The sequence below is a fragment of the Synechococcus sp. CCY9201 genome (assembly GCF_034931105.1).
GTDB lineage: Bacteria > Cyanobacteriota > Cyanobacteriia > PCC-6307 > Cyanobiaceae > CBW1002.
On the sequence record NZ_JAYGIC010000101.1, the window covers coordinates 1 to 5,429 of the forward strand.

General features: G+C 69.6%; 6 protein-coding genes and 1 pseudogene. 2 read left to right on the top strand and 5 right to left on the bottom strand.

The window, feature by feature from the left end; all coding sequences use genetic code 11:
• Window positions 1–249 (bottom strand): annotated as a pseudogene (locus tag VB716_RS10130) (bifunctional NADH dehydrogenase FAD-containing subunit/selenide, water dikinase SelD); the annotation flags it as partial.
• 25 nt (window positions 250–274) lie between these two features.
• On the opposite strand from VB716_RS10130, the gene VB716_RS10135 reads away from it, so the two are divergent.
• On the top strand, window positions 275–397 hold the full coding sequence (locus VB716_RS10135; protein WP_323270381.1) for a hypothetical protein: 123 nt from the start codon (window positions 275–277) through the stop codon (window positions 395–397).
• A gap of 16 nt (window positions 398–413) precedes the next feature.
• Window positions 414–1,211 carry a YdcF family protein gene (locus tag VB716_RS10140; protein ID WP_323270382.1) on the top strand — a complete coding sequence of 266 codons (798 nt, stop codon included), beginning with the start codon at window positions 414–416 and terminating at the stop codon, window positions 1,209–1,211.
• A gap of 12 nt (window positions 1,212–1,223) precedes the next feature.
• On the opposite strand, the gene VB716_RS10145 is transcribed toward VB716_RS10140, so the two are convergent.
• The 4 genes from VB716_RS10145 to VB716_RS10160 all read right to left on the bottom strand — a co-directional run.
• Complete coding sequence (locus VB716_RS10145; protein ID WP_035832975.1) at window positions 1,224–1,487, bottom strand: hypothetical protein; 264 nt, start codon at window positions 1,485–1,487, stop codon at window positions 1,224–1,226.
• 59 nt (window positions 1,488–1,546) lie between these two features.
• Window positions 1,547–3,073, bottom strand: a complete 1,527-nt coding sequence (gene lysS / locus VB716_RS10150; protein ID WP_197157618.1) for a lysine--tRNA ligase — start codon at window positions 3,071–3,073, stop codon at window positions 1,547–1,549.
• 104 nt (window positions 3,074–3,177) lie between these two features.
• On the bottom strand, window positions 3,178–3,933 hold the full coding sequence (rpaB, locus tag VB716_RS10155; protein ID WP_197158961.1) for a response regulator transcription factor RpaB: 756 nt from the start codon (window positions 3,931–3,933) through the stop codon (window positions 3,178–3,180).
• 214 nt (window positions 3,934–4,147) lie between these two features.
• Window positions 4,148–5,429, bottom strand: a 1,282-nt coding sequence (locus VB716_RS10160) for an extracellular solute-binding protein (protein WP_416238099.1), incomplete at its 5' end; no start/stop codon positions are given.

Below are 5,429 nucleotides of genomic sequence, written 5' to 3' on the forward strand. Positions count from 1 at the left end.
GCGGGGAGGCCCCGGTAGGCCCAGCAGTTGCAGGGCCCGCCGCTGGGGCCGCCAGGGCCGCAGGGGGCGCCCGATCAGGCTGCGCTCCAGGTTGGTGGCCAGCACCGGCGCAGACCGCACAGCCCAGACCCCCGAGGCAGCACGCGGATCTATTCCAATCAGGCCGCAATCTCCGCTGGCAAAGATCGTCGCCTCACCGATCACCCGCAGGCTCGAATCAGTGATCACCCGGCCCGAGGTCGGCTCCACCGGCAGTCCCGCGGCGGGCGCGCCAGTGGAGCCGGCCCAAGCCGCAGCGCCAACGTCCGGCGGCGACAACCTGGAGGCCGCCTGGGCCGCCTTCGAGACCCGGCAGGAGCTGGAGGCCCTCAAGCGCCGCCAGGGCCATACCACCTGAGGAGGCGCCCGGCCTGATGGGATTTCTGCTGAGCAAGCTGCTGCCGCTGGGGCTCTACCCCCTCGGCCTGGCCCTGGTGCTGCAACTGGTCGGCCTGGCGGGCCGGCGGCGGCGCTGGGGACCGTGGCTGTCGGGCGGTGGGGTGCTGCTGCTCTGGATCGCGGCGATGCCGTACACCAGCCGTCAGCTGGTCTGGGGGCTGGAGGAACCGGCGGCGTTCCTCACCCCTGCCGTGATCCCCCGCGCCGATGCGGTGGTGGTGCTGGGCAGCGGCCTCAGACCCGCCCTGGCGCCGCGGCGCCAGGTGGAGGTCAACGAGGCGGGCGACCGGCTGCTCACCGGCCTGCGGTTGCTGCGGCAGGGCAAGGCACCGGTGCTGCTCACCAGCGGCGCCAAGGTGCACTTCGCCAGCGGCGACCCTGCCCCCGCCGAGGCGGAGGTCGCCCGCCAGCTGGCGATCGATCTGGGGGCTCCCCCCGCGGCGATCCTCACCAACCCGGGCTCGCGCACCACCGCCGAAGAGGCCCGCGACATCGGCCAGCTGGGCCGCCAGCGGGGCTGGACACGCATTCTGCTGGTGACCAGCGCCACCCATATGCCCCGGTCGCTGGCCACCTTCCGGCGCCGCAGTGGCCTGGAGGTGATTCCGGTGGCCTGCGATTTCCAGCTGACCAGCCGCAGGAACTACGGCAGGCCAACGGTCGCCAGTGTGATGCTGGATCTGGCTCCCGATGCCGGTGCGCTGCTGCTCACCAGCCAGACGCTCAAGGAACACCTGGGGCTGCTGGTCTACCGGCTCAAGGGCTGGAGCTGAACCGGCCCGGGCTCACTTCTTGGGAGCAGGGGGCACCAGGCTGACGCCCTCGGGCGGCGGGGTGGGGTCGGGATCGGCGATCAACATGTGCTGCAGCACGATCTCAGGACGTTCGCTGTCGCGCCAGCGGATCCGATAGGCCGGCATCTTGGTGCCACGGCTGGTGGTCTGCTCCACCGGCTCCATCACCCATCCTCGGCGCGAACGACCCTGGGGGTTGCGCTTCACGACCGCATCTGCGTGCTGGAAGCGGAAACCGACGCGCTCGCCACTCATGGAATCGCTGCCCCCGTTGGGGGAGATTGCCTACCGAAGTGATTATCCCATTGCGCCCCTCAGGCCTCACCGCCCTGCTCGGGGCGGGTCTCCGCCCGCTGCTCCGGCCGCAGCAACGGAAAGGCGATCACGTCGCGGATCGAGGGGCTGTCGGTGAGCAGCATCACCAGCCGGTCGATGCCGATACCAAGACCGCCGGTGGGGGGCATGCCCACCTCGAGGGCCTGCAGGAAATCCTCATCCACACCCTGGGCCTCCAGGTCGCCGGCCGCCTTGCGCTCCTGCTGGGCCTCCAGGCGCTGGCGCTGATCCACCGGGTCGATCAGTTCGCTGAAGGCGTTGGCGGTTTCGCGCCCCACGATGAACAGCTCAAACCGCTCCACCATCCCGGGCTTGCTGCGGTGGGCCCGCGCCAGGGGTGAATTCTCCACCGGGTAATCGAGCACGAAGGTGGGCTGGATCAGGCTCTCCTCCACCCGCTGCTCGAAGGCCTCCACCAGCAGGCGGCCGACGGAATCGGCCAGGGCCGGCGCCACGAGGCCCTGGCTTTCCATGGCGTCGGCGGCCTGCTGCCGCGTGGAGAAGGTGGTGAAGTCGAGCCCGGTGGCGTCCTGCACCAATTCCTGCATGGTGGCGCGACGCCAGGGCGGCGTCAGATCAATCGCGGTGCCCTGGTAGGTGATCGCGGTGGTGCCGCACACCTGCTGACAGACGTGGGCGATCAGCTGCTCGGTGAGCTCCATCATGTCGGTGTAGTCGGCGTAGGCCTGGTAGACCTCCACGGACGTGAACTCGGGGTTGTGGCGGGTGCTCACCCCCTCGTTACGGAAGATGCGGCCCAGCTCATAGACCCGCTCGAAGCCGCCCACCACCAGCCGTTTGAGGTGCAGCTCGGTGGCGATGCGCAGGGTCAGGGGCAGATCGAGGGTGTTGTGGTGGGTCTCGAACGGCCGGGCATCGGCACCGCCGGGCTGGCTCTGCAGCACCGGTGTCTCGATCTCCAGGAAATCCCGCTCATCCAGCCAGCGGCGCATGGCACTCACCGCCAGGGCACGACGCCGGAAGGTCTCGCGGGTGTGGGGCGACACGATCAGATCGAGGTAGCGCTGCCGGTAGCGCTTCTCCACATCGGCCAGGCCGTGCCACTTGTCCGGCAGCGGCTGCAGACTCTTGCTCAACATCGACCAGCGCTTCACCTTCACCGAGAGCTCGCCCCGGTCGGTGCGGCGCAGACTGCCCTCCACACCGATCAGGTCACCGGCATCGACCAGGGACGTGAGGTGGGCAAAGGCCTCAGGGTCCTCCGGCAGGGAGGCGGCCAGGGTGGCCTTGTCGATGAAGAGCTGGATCGGGCCGCTCTGATCGGCCAGGGTGAAGAAGGCGAGCTTGCCCATCACCCGACGGGTCATCACCCGACCTGCGATTGCAACGCTGAGGTCACGCTCCTCGCCCTTGGGCAGATCGGCATGGGCGGCCTGGAGCTCAGCGGTGCTGTGGCTGGGCTCGAAACGCAGGGCATAGGGACCCTGGCCCAGCGCAGCGAGGGTCCGGGCTTTCTCCAGGCGGGTCTCGCGCAGCTCCGACAAGGGTCTGACGACTATCTGATGGCGCCCCATCCTGCAGGATCGAAGGTCAGGCGATGACCTGGATCTCTCGGGGTCTGGGTCTTCAGAGGCCTCGATCTTCCGGGTCAGCCAGCAGCCGCCAGGCTGGCGTCACCCATCCGCTGGGAGGCGTATCCGGTGCCCCGCACGGTGAGGATCAGCTCAGGGTTGCGCGGATCGGGCTCCAGCTTGCCCCGCAGCCGGGCCACGTAGACATCCACAACGCGCAGATCGGCGGCGCGGCGCGGCGGGTAGCCCCAGAGCTGCTCGAGGATCTCGGCCCGTGGCACCACCCGGCCAGGCTCGCGGAACAGCAGTTCCAGCAGGCTGAATTCGGTGTAGGTGAGGGCAATGCGCTCGCCGTCGCGGGTCACCTGGCGTCGATTGGTGTCCACCACCAGATCACCCAGGCGCATTACACCGCTGCCCACCGGCACATCGCGGGGTTCACTGCCGGCCGAACCGCGGCCTACCCGGCGCAGGATCGTGGCGATGCGGGCCTCGAGCTCCTTGGGGCTGAAGGGCTTGGGCAGGTAATCGTCGGCCCCCAGATCGAGACCGGCGACCCGCTCGGCGATGGCATCGAGAGCCGAAAGAAAGATGATCGGCACGCAGGATTCCGCCCGGAGCCGGCGGCAGACCGCGAAGCCATCCAGCTTGGGCAGCATCACATCGAGCACCACCAGATCGGGCTGCTCCTGGTGGAACAGGGCCAGGGCCTCCTCGCCGTCCTCGGCGCAGACCACCCGATAGCCGGCGATCTGCAGCCGCATCACCAGCACCCGCCGCACGGCAGCTTCATCGTCCACCACCAGAAGGGTGGCCCTGGGATCCGATGGCATCTCCTGATCGAAACTCCCCCCAGGCAAGCCTTCAGCCTGCTGCGGTCGCTGCTGAGGCTGAAGCTCCACGGGCATGGGCCACGATCAAAGTGAAGAATCGCAACCCTACCTGCTCACTTTCCCCCTCTGCCGCCAACCCAGCCGGCCAGCCCGGTGATTCGGTTGAGGCTTAAGGATTTCTGCGGAACTTCGCCTGGGGGGATTCGACGGCGTCTCAGGGCCAGCGGGCCTCGGCGTAGCGGTTCCACTCCTGCTCCGCTGCCGCCAGGGCCTGATCGCTGCCCATCTGCCCCAGCATCGCCCGCTGCAGCTGGGTGTAGAGGATCGCCTGGAGCCGCTTGACGCCCGGGCTGGCCGGCACCAGCACCCGCGCCTGGCCCAGCGTTTCGGCGGAGAGCATGCGGGCCTGCCGCACCAGCTGGTCAGGCCGACCCTGGGGCCGCTCCTGCGCCAAAGCCGCCTCCAGCTGGTCCAGCGCGCCCGTTGCCGAGGGCAGCACCCGCGCCTGCTCGGCGAAGGCCAGCTGGTTGGTGGCGTCCGTGAGGAACAGGGCGAAGCTGAGGGCCTCCTTCGGCAACCGACTCTGACGCGGCACCGCCAGGTTCATCACCGCCACATTGGCCTCGCCGCCGGCACCGGTGAGTGGTGGGAACGGGGCCGTGACCGCTGCGATGCCGGGGGCGTTGGTCTGGATGCTGCGCAGGAACTCGGCGCCGCTGGCCACCTGGGCCAGCTCCCCGCTCTGGTAGAGCTCGATCGCCCGGCGGTAGCCCTGGCTCACCACCTCCCGTGGCAGCAGGCCGCGGCGGTAGAGGTCGGTCCAGAAGGCGAAGGCGCGGCGGCCCTCCGGGCTGTTGAAGGCCGCCCGCTGACGTCCGTCCAGCAGGCGCACATCCATCTGCACCAGGGATTCGAGCAACTCAGCTGAGTCGTCCGGCACCACGGTCACGAACAGGGCGTAGCGACCGGTGCGGCGTTTCACCGCCTCGGCGTAGGCAGGCACCTCCTGCCAGCGCAGGGGCGGGCGGCTGTAGCCGGCCTTGGCGAGCAGATCCCGGTTGGCCAGGGTGATCCGGGCCGTCAGATACCAGGGCACGGCGAACTGGCTGGGCGGGCCGTCGGGGCCGGGCAGCTGGCCGGCCTTCCAGACCTTGGGCAGATAGGTCTGGGCCGCATCAGGCGGCAGCAGGGGATCGAGGGGCAGCAGGCCCCCCTTGCTGGCCAGGTTGGCGGCGAAGAGCGGATTGAGGTTCACCACGTCCGGCGCGGTGCGGGCGAACACCGCCGCGAGGAGCTTGCGCTCCACCGAACTCCAGGGCAGGTCGGTCCAGCGCACTCGCACACCTGGATTCCGCTGTTCCCAGGCGGCGATCACCCCACGGATGTAGTCGTTGAAGCGGGGCGCCAGATCCAGGGTCCAGAACTGGATCTCCGGCTCGGGCGGTTGGGCGGGCCTGCAGGCGGCCAGCCCCAGGGCGGCAGCAAGGGCGAGGCTC